The sequence below is a fragment of the Bacillus sp. 179-C3.3 HS genome (assembly GCF_047229225.1).
Classification (GTDB): domain Bacteria; phylum Bacillota; class Bacilli; order Bacillales; family Bacillaceae; genus Bacillus.
Genome location: NZ_JBFEFT010000016.1, coordinates 26,467 through 46,487 on the forward strand (window position 1 = coordinate 26,467; position 20,021 = coordinate 46,487).

22 protein-coding genes are annotated in these 20,021 nt (G+C 41.3%); all 22 read right to left on the reverse strand.

Annotated elements, in window-relative coordinates; all coding sequences use genetic code 11:
* On the reverse strand, positions 1–903 hold the full coding sequence (sucD, locus tag AB1K80_RS11195; RefSeq protein ID WP_412856702.1) for a succinate--CoA ligase subunit alpha: 903 nt from the start codon (positions 901–903) through the stop codon (positions 1–3).
* A 22-nt stretch (positions 904–925) separates the two neighbouring features.
* A complete protein-coding gene (gene sucC / locus AB1K80_RS11200; RefSeq protein ID WP_012009945.1) occupies positions 926–2,086 on the reverse strand; it encodes an ADP-forming succinate--CoA ligase subunit beta in 1,161 nt (386 codons plus the stop codon).
* A 176-nt stretch (positions 2,087–2,262) separates the two neighbouring features.
* Positions 2,263–2,538, reverse strand: a complete 276-nt coding sequence (locus tag AB1K80_RS11205) for a FlhB-like flagellar biosynthesis protein (protein WP_412856703.1) — start codon at positions 2,536–2,538, stop codon at positions 2,263–2,265.
* A complete protein-coding gene (locus AB1K80_RS11210; protein WP_412856704.1) occupies positions 2,535–4,271 on the reverse strand; it encodes a glycosyltransferase in 1,737 nt (578 codons plus the stop codon). Before AB1K80_RS11210 ends, AB1K80_RS11205 begins: the two co-directional genes overlap by 4 nt.
* Positions 4,272–4,297: 26 nt before the next feature.
* Positions 4,298–5,062, reverse strand: a complete 765-nt coding sequence (locus AB1K80_RS11215) for a ribonuclease HII (RefSeq protein WP_412856705.1) — start codon at positions 5,060–5,062, stop codon at positions 4,298–4,300.
* A gap of 76 nt (positions 5,063–5,138) precedes the next feature.
* The gene (ylqF, locus tag AB1K80_RS11220) at positions 5,139–5,987 is read right to left on the reverse strand and encodes a ribosome biogenesis GTPase YlqF (protein ID WP_412856706.1); all 849 of its coding nucleotides are present in this window, start codon (positions 5,985–5,987) and stop codon (positions 5,139–5,141) included.
* Between the two features lie 86 nt (positions 5,988–6,073).
* The gene (gene rplS, locus AB1K80_RS11225; protein ID WP_412856707.1) at positions 6,074–6,421 is read right to left on the reverse strand and encodes a 50S ribosomal protein L19; all 348 of its coding nucleotides are present in this window, start codon (positions 6,419–6,421) and stop codon (positions 6,074–6,076) included.
* Positions 6,422–6,557: 136 nt separating this feature from the next.
* Entirely contained in the window at positions 6,558–7,292 is a 735-nt protein-coding gene (trmD, locus tag AB1K80_RS11230; RefSeq protein WP_412856708.1) for a tRNA (guanosine(37)-N1)-methyltransferase TrmD, read from the reverse strand.
* A complete protein-coding gene (rimM, locus tag AB1K80_RS11235) occupies positions 7,289–7,813 on the reverse strand; it encodes a ribosome maturation factor RimM (RefSeq protein WP_412856709.1) in 525 nt (174 codons plus the stop codon). The genes trmD and rimM overlap by 4 nt, the downstream gene beginning before the upstream one ends.
* A gap of 8 nt (positions 7,814–7,821) precedes the next feature.
* Positions 7,822–8,208, reverse strand: coding sequence for a YlqD family protein (locus AB1K80_RS11240; protein ID WP_412856710.1), 387 nt, complete (start codon positions 8,206–8,208; stop codon positions 7,822–7,824).
* A gap of 104 nt (positions 8,209–8,312) precedes the next feature.
* Positions 8,313–8,558 carry a KH domain-containing protein gene (locus AB1K80_RS11245; RefSeq protein WP_412856711.1) on the reverse strand — a complete coding sequence of 82 codons (246 nt, stop codon included), beginning with the start codon at positions 8,556–8,558 and terminating at the stop codon, positions 8,313–8,315.
* Entirely contained in the window at positions 8,558–8,830 is a 273-nt protein-coding gene (gene rpsP / locus AB1K80_RS11250) for a 30S ribosomal protein S16 (protein WP_412856712.1), read from the reverse strand. The genes AB1K80_RS11245 and rpsP overlap by 1 nt, the downstream gene beginning before the upstream one ends.
* A 105-nt stretch (positions 8,831–8,935) precedes the next feature.
* Positions 8,936–10,276: a signal recognition particle protein gene (gene ffh / locus AB1K80_RS11255; protein ID WP_412856713.1), complete on the reverse strand. Its 1,341-nt coding sequence runs from the start codon at positions 10,274–10,276 to the stop codon at positions 8,936–8,938.
* A gap of 13 nt (positions 10,277–10,289) precedes the next feature.
* Positions 10,290–10,622 carry a putative DNA-binding protein gene (locus AB1K80_RS11260; RefSeq protein WP_412856714.1) on the reverse strand — a complete coding sequence of 111 codons (333 nt, stop codon included), beginning with the start codon at positions 10,620–10,622 and terminating at the stop codon, positions 10,290–10,292.
* A 142-nt stretch (positions 10,623–10,764) separates the two neighbouring features.
* Positions 10,765–11,751 carry a signal recognition particle-docking protein FtsY gene (gene ftsY / locus AB1K80_RS11265; RefSeq protein ID WP_412856715.1) on the reverse strand — a complete coding sequence of 329 codons (987 nt, stop codon included), beginning with the start codon at positions 11,749–11,751 and terminating at the stop codon, positions 10,765–10,767.
* A gap of 21 nt (positions 11,752–11,772) precedes the next feature.
* A complete protein-coding gene (gene smc, locus AB1K80_RS11270) occupies positions 11,773–15,333 on the reverse strand; it encodes a chromosome segregation protein SMC (RefSeq protein ID WP_412856716.1) in 3,561 nt (1,186 codons plus the stop codon).
* An 86-nt stretch (positions 15,334–15,419) separates the two neighbouring features.
* Positions 15,420–16,163, reverse strand: a complete 744-nt coding sequence (rnc, locus tag AB1K80_RS11275) for a ribonuclease III (protein ID WP_412856717.1) — start codon at positions 16,161–16,163, stop codon at positions 15,420–15,422.
* Between the two features lie 182 nt (positions 16,164–16,345).
* Positions 16,346–16,579 (reverse strand): acyl carrier protein, encoded by a 234-nt coding sequence (gene acpP / locus AB1K80_RS11280; RefSeq protein ID WP_012009931.1) that lies wholly within the window; start codon positions 16,577–16,579, stop codon positions 16,346–16,348.
* Between the two features lie 81 nt (positions 16,580–16,660).
* Positions 16,661–17,404, reverse strand: a complete 744-nt coding sequence (fabG, locus tag AB1K80_RS11285; RefSeq protein ID WP_412856718.1) for a 3-oxoacyl-[acyl-carrier-protein] reductase — start codon at positions 17,402–17,404, stop codon at positions 16,661–16,663.
* Entirely contained in the window at positions 17,404–18,348 is a 945-nt protein-coding gene (gene fabD, locus AB1K80_RS11290) for an ACP S-malonyltransferase (RefSeq protein ID WP_412856719.1), read from the reverse strand. The genes fabG and fabD overlap by 1 nt, the downstream gene beginning before the upstream one ends.
* 14 nt (positions 18,349–18,362) lie before the next feature.
* A complete protein-coding gene (gene plsX / locus AB1K80_RS11295) occupies positions 18,363–19,364 on the reverse strand; it encodes a phosphate acyltransferase PlsX (protein WP_412856720.1) in 1,002 nt (333 codons plus the stop codon).
* A gap of 15 nt (positions 19,365–19,379) precedes the next feature.
* Positions 19,380–19,946 (reverse strand): transcription factor FapR, encoded by a 567-nt coding sequence (gene fapR / locus AB1K80_RS11300; RefSeq protein ID WP_412856721.1) that lies wholly within the window; start codon positions 19,944–19,946, stop codon positions 19,380–19,382.
* Positions 19,947–20,021: the final 75 nt, after the last annotated feature.

Here is a 20,021-nt window from a genome sequence, read left to right on the forward strand (position 1 = left end):
TTAATGCGTTTTACAAGCTTCGAAAAGATTCTTCTCTTTTAATACTTTAATTAATGTTTCTCCCATGACAGATGGTGTTTCTGCCACTTCAATGCCACACGCGCGCATTGTTTTGACTTTTTCGTCAGCTGTTCCTTTACCACCAGAAATAATGGCACCAGCATGTCCCATGCGTTTTCCTGGAGGTGCAGTTTTACCGCCAATAAAGCCAACGACTGGTTTTGTCATATTTGCTTTTACCCATTCAGCCGCTTCTTCTTCTGCTGTACCACCGATCTCACCGATCATAATGACAGCATGTGTATCAGGATCTTCATTGAAGGCTTTTAATACATCAATAAAGTTGGTACCGTTGACCGGGTCACCGCCGATTCCAACAGCTGTCGATTGACCAACACCAGCTTCAGAAAGCTGATGAACCGCTTCATATGTAAGCGTCCCAGATCGAGAAACAACACCAACATGGCCTTTTTTATGGATGTAACCTGGCATAATACCAATCTTACATTCTTCCGGTGTAATGACACCAGGACAGTTTGGTCCAACAAGTCTTGTTTTCTTGCCTTCCATATATCGTTTGACTTTTACCATATCAAGAACTGGAATATGCTCAGTAATACAGATAACAAGATCAACTTCCGCATCGACTGCCTCTAAAATCGCATCTGCCGCAAATGGTGCAGGTACATAGATGACAGAAGCATCGGCACCTGTCGTTTGTACAGCTTCAGAAACAGTATTAAATACAGGAACTCCTTCTACTTCAGTGCCACCCTTACCAGGCGTGACACCACCCACGATATTTGTTCCATATTCAATCATTTGCTTTGTGTGGAACAATGCGGTTGAACCGGTAATCCCCTGAACAATTACTCTCGTATTTTTATTAATAAATACACTCATTTAGGTTCCCTGCCTTTCTGCTCTACTTGACTAAAGATACAATCTTTTCTGCCCCGTCAGCCATAGACTCAGCAGATGTGATATTTAAACCTGAATCACTCAGAATTTTCTTCCCTAATTCAACATTTGTTCCTTCTAGACGGACAACGAGCGGTAATGTTAAACCAACTTGCTTCGTTGCTTCAACGACACCTTCTGCAATGACATCACATTTCATGATGCCGCCGAAAATGTTCACGAAAATCCCTTTGACATTTTGATCAGATAAGATGATTTTAAATGCTTCCGTTACTTTTTCAGCTGTTGCACCGCCCCCAACATCAAGGAAGTTTGCAGGGTCCCCGCCGTAATGCTTGATGATATCCATTGTAGACATCGCAAGACCTGCTCCATTCACCATACAGCCGATATTGCCGTCTAGTGAAATGTAGCTTAAATCATATTTAGATGCTTCAATTTCCTTTGGATCCTCTTCATCAAGATCACGGTATTCTAATATATCTTTTTGTCTATATAATGCATTGCTATCAAAATTTAATTTTGCATCAAGCGCCATGACTTTTCCATCACCTGTGACAACAAGGGGATTAATCTCAGCGATTGAACAATCTTTTTCGATAAATGCATTGTAAAGGCTCGTCATAAACTTAACTGCTTGTCCAACAAGTTTTGTTGGGATATTGATTTTAAAGGCTACTTCTCTTGCTTGATACCCTTGAAGACCAATCGCTGGGTCAATGACGACTTTGACGATTTTTTCTGGCGTTTTTTCTGCTACTTCTTCAATTTCGGTACCGCCTTCTTCAGAAGCCATCAACACAATTCTTGATGTGGCTCTATCTAGAACAAGTCCAACATAGTATTCTTTTTGAATATCGCAGCCTTCTTCAATAAGTAAGCGTTTTATTTCGCGCCCTTCAGGACCAGTTTGATGTGTGACAAGTGTCTTGCCGAGCAATTCCTCTGCAAACCCTTTCACTTCATCTTTTGTTTTTGCGATTTTTACCCCACCTGCTTTACCACGACCGCCTGCATGAATCTGTGCTTTTACGACATAAACAGAACTTTCTAGCTCTTCTGATGCTTTTACTGCTTCATCAGGTGTAAATGCTACTTTACCATTTGGAACTGAAACCCCATATTTTCTTAGGATTTCTTTTCCTTGGTACTCATGGATATTCATTTCCCATCCTCCCAACATATGTAGAAACAAGAATTATAAAATAGACTGCGCTTTCATTTTAAAGAATAAAAAAGAGAATGTCTAGGGTTCTATGTAAAATCGTAAAATCCTTCTAAACATTCAAACTTTTATTTTATTAAAAATATAAATTTTTCAGTCAAATCACTTATTTTACCTTATTTTTTCATTTTTTGATCTAATCTATAGATAAATGAAAAAATTTCTGCTACTGTATCGTATAACGCTTCAGGGATCTCCTCATCAAGCGTTAAGTGACGCATCAGTTCAACTAAATTATGGTCTTCTTGGATCGGAACCCCTGATTTTTTTGCTTCTTCAATAATTTGATCCGCAACGTAGCCGCTTCCAGTGGCGATGACTTTTGGTGCTTTTTGCTTCTCTTCATCGTAATGTAAAGCGACCGCCCTTCTAAGCGGTTTTGAATCCTTCATACTCGTAAGTCCAGCCCTTTCTCGCTGATTTTATGAAAGTGTTCTTCTAGAAAGTGAGACGGATCAACTGGCTCTTGTCTCTTCTTTGCTGTAATACCCGTTAAACTATAGCCTAAGGCATTTAAATTCTCTCGAACAGCTGGAATCATTGGATTAATGGTTCCTTGAAGCTCATAGTTCGTCTCAACTGTAATGGACATGACCTTTTGCTGAATCGTACAGTCAATCAAGGTTTCTTCAAGGTGTTCCATATTTAAGTAAAACATTAGGCGACATTGAGAAATATCAATGGAGCCATCTTTTTTCTTATGACCTTTTAAAATAAAGGTTAAATCTTGCACACTATGTTTAGAGAAAAGAGGATAGGACACCATCATTTGACTGACTGTCTGGTTTTCCTGTTGCACAAATAACTGCCCATTTAACCGATGAAACAATTGGTCGACTTCTTTCTTTAAGTGCTCAGGTAAATCAGCCTGTCTGACATCATTGAGGACGAGCTTTAATTGATGAAGCTCCTGATTTTTCACCTCTTGGCTTCCTTTTTCAAGTAGCTTTAGCATACCGATTTCATCACGTACACCGATCGCTTTTTTCATCGTCAAAAGTAAATCCAGCACATCGCCTTTATTGCTTAAAGTTGGCTCTGTTTGTTGAATCACACGTGCAAATGCTTCTGCCTCGTTTTTTGAAAGGAATGGGAATTCTCTTTGAATGACAGTTGCCTTTGCGTCAGCCTGTGGCCCTGTCTGCTGAAGAGCTTGAAGCAGTGTGGTGAACTGTTTCGCATCTGGCTGTTGGCTTCCCTCCGGTCCTTTCTTCGTAACACTTGTCAATATGTGTTCTATTTGTTGTGTAGTGATTGGAACTTGCTTTTGTGCCGCTGATTGCTGCTGTATGCTTGGCTGATTGACTTGGTCCGTTTGCCGCCCTTGTTGAAGTGAAGATTGTTGATGCCCTGTTGGCTGTGAAAGATTGTTCGTCGGTATTTGCACACTCCCCCCTTGCTTCGCTTGGCCTTCCTTCGCTGCTAGAAGCACTGTTAAGAGCTTTTCTGCATGGACAGTAGTCTCGGCATCTACAACCGCTCGAACAGCTTGTGTGAGGGCTTGTGTAGCATCTGATTGCTTAGGTAGCTGTGTTAATCGATCCAAGAGCGCTGTGATGTCTTGATGAAGCGCAGTAGATGATTTCACTGCTAAAATAGACTGAAGCACACCTTGCTGAATCGGTAAATCTTTTTTCAAAGCAAATAGTAGGGCTTGTAACCCTTTTTTGATATCTGCTCCTTGAAGTTGATCGATCCACTTCACTGCCGTCTTTAACTCTGTTTCATTGATGATCGATTTTTCTTTTAAAAAGGCGGTAGCGGTCAACATCGTTTCAAGCCCATTTTTTAGCGCTAAGCCTTCGATGAGTTTAACCGCTGCATCCTTTAACGTCTTAGGATCTTGATCAAACTGTTGAACAGGTTTTAGCTTATTGAGATGGCCGGCAGTCGCTTGTTCAAATTGGAACCAATAGAATGAATCTGCTTTTAGCTGTGCAGCAAGCTGTGCTTTTATTTTGGTCGATCCTATTTGAACAAGTGCTGTATCATCTCCTAGCATTTTTAACACTTTTCCGAGGATCAGCCGCTGAACATTTTCCTTTCCTTCCGTGTTTAAAGGAACAGTTTCTGCCGTATTTAACCGGCTATTCAATGCTGTATGTATGTCTTCAACTCTTGTCATCACAAGCTGCCTCCTTGTGTTCATATTTAAGAAATTACGGCTCGAATTGGTGCAAATGACACTCGATGGATAGGTGTAGCCCCATATGCTCGAATGGCGGCTAAGTGCTCTTTCGTTCCATATCCTTTATGCTCTTCAAAATGATATTCAGGATACAAACGCCCGTATTCTTCCATCATTCGATCTCTTGTCACTTTTGCAATACATGCACCTGCTGCGATGGATGCACTTTTTGCATCTCCTTTGATGATATTCTCCTGATTAGTGGGAAGCGGAAGTGTCATCGCATCAATGAGAAGATAATCAGGTGTGTGTGTTAGCTGCTCGACAGCCCTTACCATCGCCAGTCTTGATGCTTCGTAAATATTGATTTCATCAATGGTTGCCGCATCAACAATGCCGATTCCGATATCAAGCGCTTCTTCTTGTATCAGATCATAATATGCCAATCTTTTTTTCTCAGATAATTGTTTTGAATCATTTAAGCCTAGAAGCTCGGTGTCCTCTTTTAATATCACAGCAGCAGCTACAACCGGACCAGCTAGCGGGCCTCTCCCTGCTTCATCTATACCGGCAATACATGTATATCCCTGTGCCTTTGCTTCGTTTTCGAATTGGAGCATTTGATTCCACGCTGCTTTTTGTTCTAAGGTTCTTTCTCTATCTTTCTGCCACTTTTCTACCAGTTGCTTGACACTTTTTCTCTGATCATCTTGTACTAGGTTGCGAATATACGCTTCATCATCCGCGTGCTCTTCTATCAGTTCTTTTATTTGTTTTACAGTGAACATCAGGCTTTCCGTAGCCTCCTTTTTTATATCGGCCATTTTCCAGAAAAAATAAAGACCCGCATGAGCTGCGTGTCTTTTAGCTTTCAGGCTTCTCAAAGGTAATAGGACCGAATTTCTCAGTTCGAATATCTCGGATAATGATTTCAGTGGTTTTATCGTAATTAATCAGCCCACCGCTCATCAGACAGCCTCTCTTTGTTCCAATTGCATCAAACAGCTCCACCGTATCTTCAGGGATCTCTGTGAGATCGTAGCGTTTCATTAATCGTTCTGGGTAATTCTTTTCTAGAAAACGCAGCGCATAGACAGCTACATCCTGTAAATTGATAATCGAATCTTTTATTGCACCTGTGACGGCTAGTCTAAGTCCCACTTCGACATCTTCAAATTTTGGCCATAGGATTCCTGGGGTATCGAGCAGTTCAAGCTCTTTCCCTACTTTGACCCATTGTTGTGAAGTCGTTATACCAGGGCGATCTCCAGTTTTGGCAATGTTTTTCTTCGCTAAACGATTGATTAGGGTCGATTTCCCGACATTCGGAATTCCGATAATAAGTGCTCGAATGGCACGCGGCTTAACGCCTTTTGCTTTCATGCGATCGAATTTTTCTTTTAATATGTCTTTCGAGGTTGTGATGATTTGATTTAATCCTTGTCCATCGACAGAGTTGATCGCAAGTGAGCGAACGCCTTGTTCTTCTAAATGCGCTTGCCACTCCTTTGTCATACGAGGATCTGCTTTATCTGCTTTATTTAACAGCATGATTTTGGGTTTGTTTTGAAGGATTTCTTCAATCATAGGGTTTCTTGAGGACATCGGTATTCTGGCATCTGTTAATTCAAAAACAATGTCAATGAGCTTTAATTTTTCTGTGACTTCTCTTCTTGCTTTTGCCATATGGCCTGGGAACCATTGAATAGTCATATGTGCACCTTCTCTCTTTCGGTTGTCTATATACAGTACAAAAAAAGAGCCTGTTACTGGTAACAAGCTCTTTCCTTTTGATATCATTATCGTTTGATTTCTTTGATACGAGCCGCTTTACCGCGAAGTTCACGTAAGTAGTACAGTTTCGCACGACGTACCTTACCGTGACGTACAACTTCGATCTTAGCGATTTTTGGTGTGTGTACAGGGAATGTACGCTCAACGCCTACACCGTAAGAAATCTTACGAACTGTGAAAGTTTCGCTGATTCCACCACCACGACGCTTAATAACAACACCTTCAAAGATCTGGATACGCTCACGAGTACCCTCGACAACTTTCACGTGTACACGTAAAGTGTCACCAGGACGGAACGCAGGAAGATCAGTGCGTAGTTGTTCTTTTGTGATTTCTTCAATCAAATGTTGCATCGTTTTCAACTCCTTCCAACAGATGCTCATGTCCTCTTTCTTCATACAGCGGAACATCGTTTTCCAACTTGAATCGGCAAGCCGTCCAAGTCACAAGTAGTATCATACCACACCTCAATGCTGTGTGCAATACAATCTAGTCATTATGAAGCTGCCATAGCCATCTTTTTTCTTCATCCGTTAATGTTTTACATGAGTCAATCAAATCTGGCCTTCTTGTATACGTTCGCTTCAATGATTCTTTACGCCGCCATTCTTCAATTTTGGCGTGATTCCCAGACAGCAAGACATCTGGTACTTTCATTCCTTTGTAATCAGCGGGTCTTGTATAATGCGGGTGTTCAAGCAAACCTGTACTAAATGAATCTTCAATATGAGACTCTTCTTTTCCAAGCACATGAGGCAAAAGCCTGACCACACTGTCTGCAATCATCATCGCTGGCAGCTCTCCGCCTGTGAGAACGAAATCCCCAATCGAGATTTCATCTGTGACAAGATGCTCCCTGATGCGCTCATCATAGCCTTCATAGTGGCCGCAAATGAACATCAGATGTTCTTCTTTTGCAAGCTCTTCTGCTTTCTTTTGTGTATATCTTTCACCTTGAGGACAGACAAGAATGATGCGGGGCTTCTTTTTGGCATTTTTCGTCAAGTCTTCTACTGCATCAAATACAGGCTGCGCTTTTAGCACCATTCCAGCACCGCCACCATACGGATAGTCATCCACTGTTTTATGCTTATGATCCGAATACTCCCTAAAGTTGACAACGTGAAATGAAACGGCTTCTTTCTCCTGTGCCTTTTTTAAAATCGATGAATGAAGGACACCTTCAAACATTTCAGGAAAAAGGGTCAAAAAGTCAATTTTCATTCGTCAATGAGTCCTTCCATCACTTCAATACGGACTGTTTTGGACGGGATATCGATCATTTTGACGACAGATGGAATATAAGGAATGAGTACGTCTTTTTTGCCTTTTCGTTCAACGACCCAGACATCATTTGCCCCTGGCGTTAAAATCTCTTTAATGCGACCAATCAGTTTTTCTTGTTCATCATACACGTCACATCCGATGATTTCATGAAAGTAAAATTCACCTTCATCTAGTGAAGTGAGTTGTTCTTTTTCTACTTTTAAAATTGATTCTTTTAATAGCTCTGCTTCATTTAATGAACCCACTTCTTCAAATGTGAGCAAATCAAATTGTTTGTGCTGTCTGTGCGATGCTATAGTGACTTTTAGCGGCTCTGTGTGCCCCTTTTTAAAAATATAGAGGACGTTCCCTTTTTTGTAGCGTTCTTCTGGGAAATCGGTTTTAGACACGACCCGCACCTCACCGCGCACTCCGTGTGTGTTGACGATCTTTCCAACATTCAACCAATCTAGCTCCATATGAATGATCACCCCTGACGTATTTCAACAATCACGCCGTCTTTGACGACGATCACATTCTCTTGCATTTTCTCATCCCACTGGTCACCAATTCCAACTTCAACCAGAGCATCGACTTCGGTTTCTTTCATTTCACTTCCAAGCGGCAAAATATGTAGCTGCTCCATTTGAAAGTCAATTTGCTTGATTTTGTCTTGCCTTTTATCAATGGCTTTTTGGAATTGAGGGATGGCTTCTTGATGATTTGGTTCTTTTTCATGTTTCTTTAATTGAAAATATAATTGATTGCATTCACGTTCTAGTCTTTCTTTTTTTTCTAAAAAAGTCGTTAACAGTTTGTCCTTACTACTTTCAGTTAATACTTGCATGACGGTGACATGTTGAATGATCTGCATCTTCCTTTTTGTCCCCCTATTCGAACGCATTTGTCCTCTACAGTATAACGAAAAATAGGTTTAAACGTGTAAAAAAAGGGGAGGTCCTAAGCCCTCTCCCTTTTTTAATCAGCAATCTCAAGTAGAACTTTCTTAGAAGACTCTGCACCTGCTGCAAAAATGACTGTTCGTATCGCTTTTGCTGTTCGTCCCTGCTTTCCGATCACTTTTCCTGTATCTTCGGCATGGACAGACAGTGTATAAATCACCTGCTCCTCTTTTTCTAATGAAGATACGTGAATATCTTCAGGGAAATCAACAAGCGGCTCGACGATGGACACAATCAACTCTTCCAAGGACAGCTCATTCATTATTTGCTGTTTTTCGCGTTATGAAATTTTTCAAGAATTCCTTGGCTTGAGAAAAGGTTGCGAACTGTATCAGATGGTTTCGCACCATCTTGAAGCCATTTAAGCGCTAACTCTTCGTTGATTTTCACCTCAGCTGGTGATACCACTGGGTTGTATGTTCCAACTACTTCGATGTAACGACCGTCACGTGGTGAACGAGAATCTGCTACTACAATACGATAGAAAGGTGATCTTTTTGATCCCATACGTTTTAAACGAATTTTTACTGCCATTTTACTAGCACCTCCGAAAATATTTCAACAAGATAGTATATTAACAATGATAAAAGGGTTTGTAAAGTGTTTTTTCTTAACAACGGTTTTATCATGTATAACCAATTACATAAATGGTAATTTAAAGCCTTTTTTCTTTCCTTTTGACATATTGGTCATTTGCTTCATCATCTTTTTCATTTCGTCAAATTGCTTTAAAAGGCGATTGACTTCTTGTACAGATGTTCCGCTTCCTTTGGCAATCCTTTTTCTTCGGCTTGCATTGATGACCTCTGGTTGTTCTTTTTCTTGGGTGGTCATGGATTTAATGATCGCTTCGATATGATTGAGCTGCTTTTCGTCCACTTGGACGTTTTTGAGCCCTTTCATTTTACCGGCACCCGGCATCATTTGGATCAGTTCATCAAGTGGGCCCATGTTACGAACTTGGCCGAGCTGCTCGAGGAAATCATCGAGGGTAAAGCTCATTGTTCGCATTTTTTGTTCAAGCTCTTTTGCCTTATCTTGGTCAACGTTTGCCTGTGCTTTTTCAATAAGCGTGAGCACATCTCCCATGCCAAGAATTCTTGACGCCATCCGCTCTGGGTGGAATGGTTCAAGGGCATCAAGCTTTTCACCTAGACCAGCGAATTTAATCGGCGTATTTGTGACAGCTCGAATAGAAAGCGCTGCACCGCCTCGTGTATCACCATCTAGTTTTGTTAACACAACACCTGTCAAGCCAAGCTGTTCGTTAAAGCTTTTGGCTACATTGACAGCATCTTGACCTGTCATCGAGTCCACAACTAGGAAAATTTCTTCTGGATTTGCTACTTCTTTTACTTTCTGAAGCTCATCCATCAATTCATGATCGATATGAAGACGTCCTGCTGTATCTAAAATGACATAATCACAATGTTCTTCTTTTGCTTTTTCAATCGCTTGTTTAGCGATCTCAACTGGGCTTACTTGATCACCTAATGAGAACACGGGCATATCAAGCTGTTTCCCGAGTGTTTGAAGCTGCTGAATTGCAGCTGGTCTGTAAATATCCGCAGCAGCCATCATCGGCTGGCGATTATGTTTTTTGCGAAGTAAATTAGCAAGTTTCCCAGTGGTGGTTGTTTTACCCGCCCCTTGAAGACCAACCATCATAATGACCGTAGGAGATTTCTTCGCCACAGCGATCTTACTTTCTTCTCCACCCATTAATTCAGTTAATTCTTCTTTTACAACTTTAATGACTTGTTGTCCAGGGGTAAGGCTTTTCATAACCTCTTGTCCAACTGCACGCTCGCTTACCTTTTTCACAAAGTCTTTGACCACTTTAAAATTGACGTCAGCTTCAAGAAGGGCAAGGCGTACCTCGCGCATCATTTCTTTCACATCTTGCTCTGACACTTTTCCTTTGCCGCGGATTTTTGAAATCGTCTGCTGCAGTCGGTCGGCTAATCCTTCAAATGCCATACTGTGCCGCCTCCTAATCTAATTTCTCAAGCGATTCAATTAAAGCTTCTGCTTCATCCTTTTTCTCGAAATCTGCAAAAAGCTCTCTCATTTTTTTGAGAATGTCTTTACGCTCTTTAAATTTCTTAAACAAGAGCAGCTTTTCTTCATATTGTTCAAGCATCGCTTCAGTCCGTTTAATATTATCATAAACAGCCTGTCTTGATACTTCATATTCATCCGCAATTTCACCGAGGGAAAAATCGTCCAGGTAGTAAAGCGACATGTAGCTTTTTTGTTTTGCGGTCAACAACGATTGGTAGAAGTCAAACAAGTAGTTCATTCTCGTCGTTTTTTCAAGCGTCATGAGCTCTCTCCCCTTTGTTAAGTTTATTCCCTTTACATCAACTAAGTTTACACGGTTCTTAGCTGTGTGTCAAGTTTTTATCTTGTCAGTTCTTCTTGCGGTATTTCACATAAAAATGCCAGCAACTCGGCTGGCATTTTTGTTAGTCTTCTTTATCAATGACATCTGAGAATAAACCGTACACATACGATTCAGCATCGAATTGCTGAAGATCATCGACTTTTTCACCTAAACCGACAAGCTTTACCGGAATGTTCAGTTCATTGCGAATCGCTAGTACAATACCACCTTTTGCGGTACCGTCAAGTTTGGTTAATGCGATTCCTGTCACATTGGTTGCTTTTGAAAATTCTCTCGCCTGCGCCATAGCGTTTTGTCCTGTTGTTGCATCAAGGGCCAGAAGCACTTCGTGCGGGGCATCCGGAATTTCTCTTTCAATGACTCTCTTGACTTTTTCCAGTTCATTCATCAAGTTGACTTTGTTTTGAAGTCGACCTGCTGTATCACAGATGAGAACATCCGCATTTTTCGCTTTGGCTGATTGGACGGCATCATAAATAACTGCCGCTGGATCAGAACCAGCCGTCTGTTTGACGACAGGTACACCCGTTCGCTCTCCCCACACTTCTAGCTGCTCAATGGCACCAGCACGGAACGTATCACCTGCAGCTAAAACAACGGATTTCCCTTCGTTTTTCAGCTTATGTGCAAGCTTCCCAATTGTCGTCGTTTTACCTACACCATTTACACCTACAAGCAGGATGACATTTAAACGTCCATCTTGGATATCAAGCTCAGACATTTGCTCTTCCCCGCTTTGGTAAATGTCAACAAGCTTTTCAGAGATCACAGCCTGCACTTCGCTAGGATCTTGAATATTTCTAAGCTTCACTTCTTTTTTCAGCTCATCAATGAGCTCCATCACCGTCGTGAAACCAACATCTGCGCCAATTAATACTTCTTCTAGTTCTTCAAAAAAGTCCTCATCTACTTTACGATAACGAGAAATCAGCTCATTCACTCTTCCTTGGAAGGAATTCCTCGTTTTTTCAAGTCCATCTTTAAACTTTTCTGATACTGAATCTGTTTGTTGCGTCAATTTCTCTTTTAACTTCTTAAAAAAGCTCACTGGTTGTTAAACCTCCTTTAATTACTGGACAAGCTCTTTTGTTTCTTCTAATTTCACAGATACGAGCTTGGATACACCTGATTCCTGCATCGTGACGCCGTAAAGGACATCCGCTTCTTCCATTGTTCCTTTTCGGTGCGTGATGACAATGAATTGTGTTTCTTTGCTATATTTCTTTAAATATTGGGCAAATCTGAACACATTGGCTTCATCAAGTGCCGCTTCTACTTCATCTAACACACAAAACGGAACAGGTCTGACTTTTAATATAGAAAACAATAATGCAATTGCCGTTAATGCTCTCTCTCCGCCGGAAAGCAAACTAAGATTTTGTAGTTTTTTCCCTGGTGGCTGCGCGACAATATCTACGCCAGAGTTGAGCAAATCGTTTGGATCTGTCAGCTTGAGGTCTGCTCTTCCTCCGCCGAACAATGCTTGAAAGACAGATTCAAAGTGTGTACGAATTTGCGAGAATGTATCAGAGAAACGCTTTGTCATCTCTTGATCCATTTCTTCGATCACTTGGAATAATGTGTTTTTCGCTTCTGTCAGATCATTTCGCTGCTCCGTCAAGAAGATGAAGCGTTCATTCACTCGCTCATATTCATCAATACTGCCTATGTTCACTGTTCCAAGCTCTTCAATCGCAAGTTTGATGAGTTTCACTCTTTTTCGTGCTTCATCTGGCGTTAATGTAAGATGATACATATCTTTTGCTCCCTCAAATGAGAGGGCATATTCTTCGTTCAGATAAGCAATGAGGTTATCAAGTTCAACCTCCATTTTGCCTAGCTTAATTTCTTCATCTTTTAAGCTTGTCGTTAGCTGCTTATATAGACGTTTTTGCTCTTTTAGTTCTCGTTCAGCAAATTCCATTGTCTCGGAGAGGGATAAACGTTGTTTACGCCGCTCTGAAATAAGGGCTGTTGTTTTATTTTTATTGTCTAATTTTTCTTTTGCTGCTTCTTCCAGCTGCTCTGCTCCAGTTGAACTAGAGCTCATTTCACTTGTTAAAAGAGAGAGATCTTCTTTCGTATCAGCCAATGTACTTTCAGCTTCTTCTAATTCAGCCGTTAGACGTTTCAGTTTGTCTTGTTCATTCGCAAACGTTTCTTCTTTTTTCGCAAGTAAGATCTTCAGCTCTGTCAGTTCTTCAGAAATGGCTTCTTTTGTTGAGTTCTGGGTCTGTTTACGTTTTGTTAATGCATCGATTTCTTGATCAAGGGATGTGAGCTTTTCACCGATTGACGCTTCAAGGGTTGACTGCTCTTTGTCTTTGCTTACTAGTTCAATGGTGCGGTGTTGTAATTCTTCTTTTTCTTGATCATAGAGCTCTAAGTGGGAGTTGATATTTTTCTCTGCCACTTTTAGTTCATAAAGCTTCCCTTTGACTTCTTGCTGTTTTTCTCTCAACGTTTCGCCGCGTTGGCGTAGTTCATTCAATTGTGATTCGCCATCTGCAATCAACTGTTTCGTCTCTTTTGTTTCTTTTTCAAGAATGGTCGTTTTGTCTTCCATTTCGGCGAGCTGTTTTGTTAATGTGTCAATCTCTCGATTCCTTGAAAGGAGGGAGTTATTCTTTTTCTTTACGCCGCCTCCTGTCATTGAGCCGCCCGGGTTGACGACATCTCCATCAAGGGTCACGATGCGATACCGATGTCCAAGCAATTTCGCAAGCTCATTGGCACCTTTTAAGTCTGTCACAATGAGCACTGTTCCAAGCAGGTTTTGAATGACCTTTTGATACTTCGAATCAAAAGAAACGAGATCGCTTGCTACCCCGATAAATGACCCATGCTGCGCTGCCGTTTGGACGTCTCTGAACTGGATGGACCTTTCCTTGATCACGTTCATTGGCAAAAAGGTTGCGCGTCCATAAGAATGCTGCTTCAAGTAACCAATGGCCTGTCGTGCCGCTGCTTCATTTTCTGTCACAACGTGCTGCGCCGCTGCCCCTAGTGCAATCTCAATCGCGGTCTCGTGCTGCTGCTCTGTTTGAATCAGCTCTGCAATCGCGCCATGAATACCGCCAAGTCGATCTTTTGCCTTTAAAATCTCTTTGACTCCTTGGAAAAAGCCTGCAAAGTCTTCCTGCATTGATTCAAGCATTTCTTTTTTTGATTTGGCTTGTTGCACATATTGATAAGCTTGATATAAAGCAGATTCTTTCTTCTCATATTGCCTTTTTATTTGGGCAAGCTTTTGTTCAGCCTCTCTAAAGCGTTTCACTTGCGCCAGTATGTCTTCTTCTATATCAGATAGCTGCTGTTCAACGTGTGTTTTTTGATCCTTGACTGCCACACGCTCTTCAATATGCTTTTGGTTATTTTGCGTCAGACGCTCTAATTGCACAGTCACTTGTCGCTGCTGTTCTTCTAGTAATTTGCGCTCATTTCGGATAGAGGCTTGTTCGTTTAATAAATCAAAATAATCGCTCTTGCGCTGTTCAATTTGACCTTCGACATCTTCACTATGAAGAGACAGATCATGCTGTTTTGTTTTCACTTCATCTTTTAGCTGCTTCACTTCCGCTTGCAGTTGATCGCGTATGATTTTCTGCTCTGCAACCTTTTCCGTTAATAAGGCTTGCTTTTCGGTGAGGCGTACAAGTGTCTCTTCCAGTTGCCCTTGGTTAGCCGCCGCATTTTTTTTCCGTTCTTTTAGCACTTCTTTTTTACCTTCAAGCTTTTCTAACTCTTCGCTTGTAAACAGAAGGACTTCTTGCAGGTCCTGAATCGATTCGTCAAGTGCTTCAATCTGGTCTCTTGCCTGTTCGATTTTTGCTTCTTTTGCTTGAATGTCAGTTGATTGTTTGATTTCATCCTGCTTCAGACGTTCTACGGCTTCACCAAGTGTTGTCCACTTTTTGTGTAACTCTTCAATATCATGAACGGTTAAAGCGATTTCAACATGTTCAAGCTCTTCTTTCTTTTGCAAATAATCCTTTGCGATGGATGCTTGCATTCTTAATGGTTCTACTTGACCTTCTAATTCGTGCAAAATGTCTTCCACGCGATTGAGATTATCTTGTGTTTCGAATAGTTTATTTTCGGCTTTTTTCTTTCTTGTTTTATATTTCAAGACACCTGCCGCTTCTTCAAAGATACTTCTTCTCTCTTCTGCTTTACTTGAAAGAATTTCTTCTACCTTGCCTTGGCTAATGATAGAAAAAGCTTCTTTCCCGAGTCCAGAATCCATAAAAAGATCTATAATGTCTTTTAAGCGGACAGATTGATTATTGATGAGAAATTCACTTTCACCTGATCGATATACTCTTCTTGTCACACTGACTTCGTGAAAATCGATCGGTAAAAAGTGATCTTCGTTATCTAATGTTAAAGTCACTTCTGCCAAGTTGACTCTTTTTCTTGAGTCACTGCCTGCAAAAATGATGTCTTCCATTTTTCCTCCGCGGAGGCTTTTGGCTGATTGTTCTCCAAGTACCCAGCGGATGGCATCGGTAATGTTACTTTTGCCACTTCCATTTGGTCCGACAACAGCAGTGACACCTTTGACAAAGTCCACGGTCACTCGCTGTGCAAACGATTTGAATCCTATCACGTCTAAGCGTTTGAGGAACATGAGAGTGATCCTCCTTATGTGTTTAAAGTACTATCATTTTATCATAAAAAAAGATGATGAAATCCCCCTAGTCGTTCAGGGGGATTTTATTGGTTCATATGATGTTTCTGTAATTTGGCAAGCGCTTCCTGTGCGGCATGTTGTTCGGCTTCTTTTTTCGAACGACCATTCCCAACCCCGAGCACTTCTCCCCGAAGTGACACATTTGCTTCAAATTCACGGTTATGTGCAGGTCCTTTTTCATGCAGGATTCGGTATTCGAGGACACCTTTCCCATCGCGCTGGACAAATTCTTGAAGTTGACTTTTAAAATCCATGACATGAGAGAATGCACCGTCATTGATTTTTGGATACACAAATGCTTCTAGAAATGTTTCGACAGGCGCTAGTCCTTGATCTAGATAAAGCGCACCGATAAACGCTTCAAACACGTCTGCTAGTAAGGCTGGACGCTTTCTGCCACCGGTCATTTCTTCGCCTTTTCCTAACAATACAAGGTCTCCGAACGATAGCTCATGTGCGAGAGACACAAGTGACGGTTCACACACAATCGCCGCTCTTAACTTGGTTAAGTCTCCTTCGCTCATCGCTGGGTATTTCGCAAATAAAAATTGAGAGATGGTCAATTCTAAAACCGCATCTCCTAAAAATTCAAGTCTTTCATTGTCCTCATATGGCTTTTTCCGATGCTCGTTCACATAAGAGGAATGTGTAAACGCTTGATACAACAGTTTTTCATTTTTAAAGTGAACTGAAATACGCTGCTGAAATTCTCTAAATTGCTCTAGTTTTTTGTTCTGTTTCTGTTTTTCTTTATAGTGTTTTGGCATAGCAACCTCCAGGTAGGCATTCTCGCCTTTAAGGATACTGATTGTATGGAGTCTCTCTTTCTACATGCAAGGAAACATTGCTCCCAGCATCTGAAAAAGGCTGACAATTGATCAGCTGAATGTGTAAAACTAACATAAATTTTCAAAGTCCCGTCATGAAAATAGACGGGACTTTGTTACGCTTATTGCTGGCTATTTATGTAGTTCACAGCGTCACCGACTGTTGCAATTTTTTCAGCATCTTCGTCAGAAATTTCCATATCGAACTCATCTTCAAGTTCCATAACTAGCTCAACTACATCAAGGGAATCAGCGCCTAAATCTTCTTTAAATGAAGCTTCCATTTTCACGTCAGCCTCATCAACGCCAAGGCGGTCTACAATAATTTTTGTTACACGCTCTAATACGTCTGCCATTGCCTTTCACCTCCCCTCAAAGTATTATAGTTGATTCGTTTTTAAAAAACTAGAGAAAACATGACGAAATTTTGATATTTCTTAGGACATGACCATTCCGCCATCGACTTGGATGGTTTGCCCTGTAATATAGCTTGCTCCTTCTGAAGCTAAAAACACAACGACGTTGCTTATATCTTCAGGTGCACCAAAACGTGCGAGCGGGATTTGCTTCAACATTTCAGTTTGGACATTGTCATCAAGCTTGTCTGTCATATCAGTAGAAATAAAGCCCGGTGCTACTGCGTTGACTGTAATATGACGGCTTGCCAGCTCTTTCGCTGTTGTTTTCGTTAACCCGATAACGCCAGCCTTGGCTGCCACATAGTTCGCTTGTCCAGGGTTCCCGGAAACACCGACAACAGAAGCCAAGTTGATGATTCTTCCGCTTCGCTGCTTCATCATTTGACGTGTCACGGCTTTTGTACAGTTAAAGACCCCTTTTAAGTTTATGTTAATGACATCATCCCATTCATTTTCTTTCATTCTCATGAGTAGGTTGTCCTTTGTGATACCAGCATTATTGACGAGAATGTCGATTGAACCAAAAGTATCAATGGCTTGTTTCATTAACGCTTGTACTTCTTCCGCATTGGAGACATCTGCTTTGACAGCAAAGGCTTGCTGACCAAGTGCTTTGATTTCATCGACGACTTCGTTCGCTTTCGCTTCGTTTCCTGAATAGTTCACCACAACATTTGCACCACTTTTCGCTAAATCAATCGCAATAGAACGACCAATTCCGCGTGATGCACCTGTGACAACGGCTGTTTTATTTGTAAGCATCAAGAATCCCCCTTCAATGTTTGAATTGCAGCTTCAATTGTTTCTTGATCTGATACGGCAATCGTCGTCAGGCGGCGATTGACCTTTTTCACAAGGCCTGAAAGCACTTTGCCAGGACCAATTTCAATAAATGTGGTCACACCTAAATCAATGAGGCGTTCCACACTTTCTTCAAAACGAACTGGTGAATATAATTGTTCAATTAACTTTGTTTCAATTTCTTCACGAGATGTGACGATATCAGCTGTAACATTTGAGATGACTGGTGTTTTCGCATCTGCAATGTCTAATTTGGATAGAACATCTGTGAATTTGTCTGCTGCTGGTTTCATCAAGGCTGAATGGAATGGACCACTTACTTCAAGTGCGATTGCACGTTTTGCGCCTTTTTCTTTTGCTTTTTCAGATGCCAGCTCGACACCCTTTGCTGTACCCGAGATCACGATTTGACCAGGACAGTTTAAGTTCGCTAATTGGACAAGGTGACCGCTCTCTGTTACCTCTTGTGTCACTTCTAGCAGGGCTTCTTGATCTAGCCCAAGGATCGCTGCCATTGCGCCTTCTCCTGCGGGAACGGCTTCATTCATTAATTCGCCGCGTTTTCTTACTGCATATACGGCATCTTTAAATGAAAGAGCGCCAGCAGCAACAAGGGCTGTGTATTCGCCAAGGCTATGTCCTGCGGCATAATCTGCTTTGATTCCACTCTCTTCAAACTTTCTTAAGATGGCAATACTTGTTGTTAAAAGGGCTGGTTGTGCATTATATGTCAACGTTAATTCTGCTGCATCTCCCTCAAATATCATAGAAGATAGGTCAGCACCTAGCGTCTGGTCTGCTTCTTCAAAAACAGCTTTCGATACGGCTTCTTGGTCAAATAAATCTTTCCCCATGCCAATTTTTTGAGAACCTTGGCCAGGGAATAAAAATGCAATTTTACTCATGCTGTTTACCTCCATTAAGACTCGTCGTTCGTATTTTCTTTTTGAACTTCTTTTTGAATGATGGCTGAAACATCTTTTCCAACGATATCGCGCGCTTGACGAACTGCGTGGAAAATGGCATTTTCATCAGATGAGCCGTGCGCTTTAATGACAGGTGCTTTTAAACCAAATAAAGCGGCTCCGCCATATTCGGAGTAGTCCATCTTTGCTTTCATCTGCATCAATTTTGGTTTCATCATGCCTGCAGCGATTTTTGCTGTAAAGCTAGAAGTTAACGTTTCTTTCAGCATTTTAAAGACAGAAAGTGCTGTGCCCTCGATGGTTTTCAAGGCAATATTCCCTGTAAATCCATCTGTCACAACAACATCAGCTACACCTTCAAGTAAGTCACGAGACTCTACATTTCCGATGAAATTGAGGTCTGATGCTTTTAATAGCTCAAACGTTTTTTTCGTTAAATCATTGCCTTTTTTATCTTCTGTTCCTACATTTAAAAGTCCAATTCGCGGGTTATTCTTCGGGAAAACACGCTCTGCATAAATAGAACCCATCATGGCATATTGCAAAAGGTGTTCTGGTTTGGCATCGACGTTTGCACCGACATCTAATAATAAAAACCCGCTCCCATCAAGTGTTGGCAAAGTTGGGGCAAGTGCCGGTCTGTCAATTCCATCGATTCTTCCAACGATGAACAGTCCTGCTGTCATGAGTGCTCCTGTATTCCCAGCTGAAATGCAGGCATCCGCTCTTCCTTCGGATACTTCCTGGGCCATTTTCACCATAGATGAGTCCTTTTTACGCCGCACTGCACGGACTGGCTCATCGGTCGGTTCAATGATTTCTTTTGCATCTAAAATGGTGATGCGCTCATCATTTGTTATGTATGGTTTAATTTTATCTTCATCACCGACAAGGGTGATGTGGATATCTGGAAATGCCGTGATACTCTTTTGTACTCCATCAATAATGGCTTTAGGAGCATGATCTCCCCCCATTGCATCGACTGCAATTCTCATGTTATGTGCCACCTTTTACTTTTGTTTTGAGCGATACATGACGAAGTCGCCAGAAAAGACAACTTCCTCACCTACATAGCTATTGACTTCCACTACGGTACGTCCTTTTTCTTTATCATGTGTGGTTACTTTGGCTTTTGAGACGACTCTTTCGCCTTGTTTCACCTGTCTAGTAAATTTGATATTCGCTTTTGCTGTCAGTGCAAGCTCATCATCGATGACAGCAACTGCCAGCGAATTGGCCTGGGCAAAAAGATGATGCCCACGGGCAATTTGGTTACGGCTAAATACATGTTCTTTTCTCACTTCAAAAATAGAAATGGCTTGATCATCAAGCTCTACATCAATCATTTCTCCAATCACTTCATCAAGCGGAAGTGATTTCACCTCATCCTCTAATGTCTTTTCGGCAACGTGCTTAATTCTTTCGCGCAATTCAGGAATAGAAAGCTCTAAACGGTCGAGACGAACCGTTTGAATGCTTACACCGAATTTACCTGCCAATTCTTCATCAGTAATGAACGGAGTCGAGCTGATCGTTTGCTGGAGAAGCCTTTGACGTTCTTTTTTATTTAGTTTCATTTGCAGACACCATCCGTACATTTATGACTAGGTACTAATAGTAGTATATAATCTCATTCGTGATAAATCAATCCT

What these genes read in the sequence shown, in the direction of transcription:
- fapR (WP_412856721.1), bottom strand. Translation starts at nt 19,946, where the DNA reads ATGAAACTAAATAAAAAAGAACGTCAAAGGCTTCTCCAGCAAACGATC.
- ylqF (WP_412856706.1), bottom strand. Translation starts at nt 5,987, where the DNA reads ATGACTATTCAATGGTTCCCAGGCCATATGGCAAAAGCAAGAAGAGAA.
- sucC (WP_012009945.1), bottom strand. Translation starts at nt 2,086, where the DNA reads ATGAATATCCATGAGTACCAAGGAAAAGAAATCCTAAGAAAATATGGG.
- AB1K80_RS11240 (WP_412856710.1), bottom strand. Translation starts at nt 8,208, where the DNA reads ATGCAGATCATTCAACATGTCACCGTCATGCAAGTATTAACTGAAAGT.
- sucD (WP_412856702.1), bottom strand. Translation starts at nt 903, where the DNA reads ATGAGTGTATTTATTAATAAAAATACGAGAGTAATTGTTCAGGGGATT.
- ffh (WP_412856713.1), bottom strand. Translation starts at nt 10,276, where the DNA reads ATGGCATTTGAAGGATTAGCCGACCGACTGCAGCAGACGATTTCAAAA.
- AB1K80_RS11215 (WP_412856705.1), bottom strand. Translation starts at nt 5,062, where the DNA reads ATGTTCACTGTAAAACAAATAAAAGAACTGATAGAAGAGCACGCGGAT.
- trmD (WP_412856708.1), bottom strand. Translation starts at nt 7,292, where the DNA reads ATGAAAATTGACTTTTTGACCCTTTTTCCTGAAATGTTTGAAGGTGTC.
- rpsP (WP_412856712.1), bottom strand. Translation starts at nt 8,830, where the DNA reads ATGGCAGTAAAAATTCGTTTAAAACGTATGGGATCAAAAAGATCACCT.
- plsX (WP_412856720.1), bottom strand. Translation starts at nt 19,364, where the DNA reads ATGAGAATTGCAGTCGATGCAATGGGGGGAGATCATGCTCCTAAAGCC.
- AB1K80_RS11205 (WP_412856703.1), bottom strand. Translation starts at nt 2,538, where the DNA reads ATGAAGGATTCAAAACCGCTTAGAAGGGCGGTCGCTTTACATTACGAT.
- fabD (WP_412856719.1), bottom strand. Translation starts at nt 18,348, where the DNA reads ATGAGTAAAATTGCATTTTTATTCCCTGGCCAAGGTTCTCAAAAAATT.
- AB1K80_RS11245 (WP_412856711.1), bottom strand. Translation starts at nt 8,558, where the DNA reads ATGAATGAGCTGTCCTTGGAAGAGTTGATTGTGTCCATCGTCGAGCCG.
- fabG (WP_412856718.1), bottom strand. Translation starts at nt 17,404, where the DNA reads ATGCTTACAAATAAAACAGCCGTTGTCACAGGTGCATCACGCGGAATT.
- smc (WP_412856716.1), bottom strand. Translation starts at nt 15,333, where the DNA reads ATGTTCCTCAAACGCTTAGACGTGATAGGATTCAAATCGTTTGCACAG.
- AB1K80_RS11210 (WP_412856704.1), bottom strand. Translation starts at nt 4,271, where the DNA reads ATGACAAGAGTTGAAGACATACATACAGCATTGAATAGCCGGTTAAAT.
- rimM (WP_412856709.1), bottom strand. Translation starts at nt 7,813, where the DNA reads ATGGAGCTAGATTGGTTGAATGTTGGAAAGATCGTCAACACACACGGA.
- acpP (WP_012009931.1), bottom strand. Translation starts at nt 16,579, where the DNA reads ATGGCAGACGTATTAGAGCGTGTAACAAAAATTATTGTAGACCGCCTT.
- rnc (WP_412856717.1), bottom strand. Translation starts at nt 16,163, where the DNA reads ATGCCAAAACACTATAAAGAAAAACAGAAACAGAACAAAAAACTAGAG.
- rplS (WP_412856707.1), bottom strand. Translation starts at nt 6,421, where the DNA reads ATGCAACATTTGATTGAAGAAATCACAAAAGAACAACTACGCACTGAT.
- AB1K80_RS11260 (WP_412856714.1), bottom strand. Translation starts at nt 10,622, where the DNA reads ATGACGCTTGAAAAAACGACGAGAATGAACTACTTGTTTGACTTCTAC.